The organism is Borrelia persica No12, assembly GCF_000500045.1.
Lineage (GTDB): Bacteria > Spirochaetota > Spirochaetia > Borreliales > Borreliaceae > Borrelia > Borrelia persica.
Window position 1 is genome coordinate 1 of the sequence record NZ_AYOT01000132.1, and the last position, 1,865, is coordinate 1,865.

The following is a 1,865-nucleotide window of genomic DNA, read 5'->3' on the forward strand; positions in this document are numbered from 1 at the left end:
GTCAAGGATTTCAGGAGATTTTTGGCGTTTTTGGGAATGTTGTTGGTGATGCATTAGGCTTTAATGTTGTTAAATCAGATGATAATAGAAGCAAAGTAGGAGAACACTTTAAGAAAATAGGAGATGGACTTACAACAACTAAGAATAAGTTAAACGAGCTATCAAGTAAAATCTCTGAAGCTAAGAATGCTGAGGATAACACAGTTGAAACTGTTAAGGGTGCAATTAAAGGAGCAATTGAGATTTTTGAGCAACTAATTGCTGCTTTAACTAAACTGGCTAGTGTAACTAATGATGGTAACCCAATTGGTCATAATGCTGATGCTGTTCCTGGTGCTGCTGAAAAGGCTGGAGTTGAAGCTATTATTGGTGGAGTTCAAACTATTATTGAAGTAGCAGAGAAGTCTGGTGTAAAAATTGATGTTGGGAATGCTGGTGGACAGGTAACAGCTGCTGCTACTACTGATGCTCCTGCTGTACTTGGTGGTGCTAATGGCAATGCTGGTGCTAATGCTGGTCTTAAACTAGTAGCTGAGGTATCAAAAGCAGATCCATGGGCAATGATTGACAAAATTAAGAATGCTAAGGCTACTGTTCCTGCTGCTCTTGCTGGTAACAATAATAATCATGAAGCTGGAGCACTAGCTGCTTCTAATGCGAATGCTGGTGCGGCTAACAATGGTGCAAAGACCAATGCTGATCTAGTAGCAGCTGTAGCTTTAAAGGCTATGACTAAGGGTGGTAAATTTAGTGCTAATAATGCAGATACTGAAACAGTGAAAGCAGCAGCTGCAAGTGCGGTAAACAAAGTACTAGGGATACTTGATGTAATAATTAGGAAAACAGTGGCAAATAATCTAGATAAAGTAAGAGAAGCTTTTAAAGAAATACAATACTCAGATACTCCTGGAATTAATGCTACTGAAGCTAGTACTACTCAACCTACTACGAAATAATAAATCATTAAACTAAATAATAAAGTCATTAAAGGAAAACACTTTTCTATTTATGCAGAAGAGTTGTTTTCTTTTTTTTAGCATATGTGATCTATAGTATTAAATAAGGAGCAGTTGATGGAGCTAAGAAGGTATTAGGGGGAATTAAAAGGGCATTTAGAGTTGTTAAAAGAGATAGATGATGAGGAATGTAGTAGGAGCTGCATCAAGCAATTAACAAGGAGTAGCAGCAAATACAGAGGAATTAAAGAAAGCGTATCAAGCATTGAAAGGCATAGTAGAGATAGCGAAGACACAACAAGTTAAAGAATCCAAGTGCAAGTAGTGTGACATTGATTCAAGCATTGTTAGAGGCAATAGTGAAATAAAAAGACACTGATGTTAAATCACTAGGGGGAGATGCAGAAGTAAATACAACTCCATTTGAATTTGCAAAAGGAACAGATAATACTGGTCATTTAGTACAGGGGGTAGCAAAAGCAGCAGCAGTAGCAGGAGGAATAGCCTTACGTTCATTAGTTAAAGATGGTAAATTAGCTGTACATAGTTATGACGATGACAAAGCAGTGCAATCATCAGGAAGAACTGCAGTAAATAAATTGTTAGTGTCATTGGAAGATATAGTTAAGAAGATAGTAAGGAATGTTCTTGAGAAAGTAAAGCAAGAAGTAGATAAAGCAAGGGCTCTAAAACCAGCAGTTTAAGAGTCAATTCAGTATAGTGAAATTAATTATTGCAAAAAGGTTATTTAAAGGAAACACTTCTTTTTTTCTGTGTTAGGCAAACAGGAAAGATGTTTTCTTGTTTAATTAATTGATTTCACTGTATTTCTTTTGTATTTTTTATTTGACATTCATTTATCATTTGTGCATTTCATGCATTTTTTTTATTAATTTGTGTTTTGTTTTG

The 1,865-nt window shown here is 35.7% G+C and carries 1 protein-coding gene and 1 pseudogene; both read left to right on the top strand.

Going from position 1 to position 1,865, the window contains the following annotated elements; translation table 11 throughout:
- A partial coding sequence (locus U881_RS0102840; RefSeq protein WP_024653162.1) for a variable large family protein occupies positions 1 to 956 on the top strand: 956 nt, incomplete at its 5' end.
- Positions 957 to 1,173: 217 nt separating this feature from the next.
- A pseudogene (locus U881_RS12240) lies at positions 1,174 to 1,660 on the top strand (variable large family protein); the annotation flags it as partial.
- Positions 1,661 to 1,865: the final 205 nt, after the last annotated feature.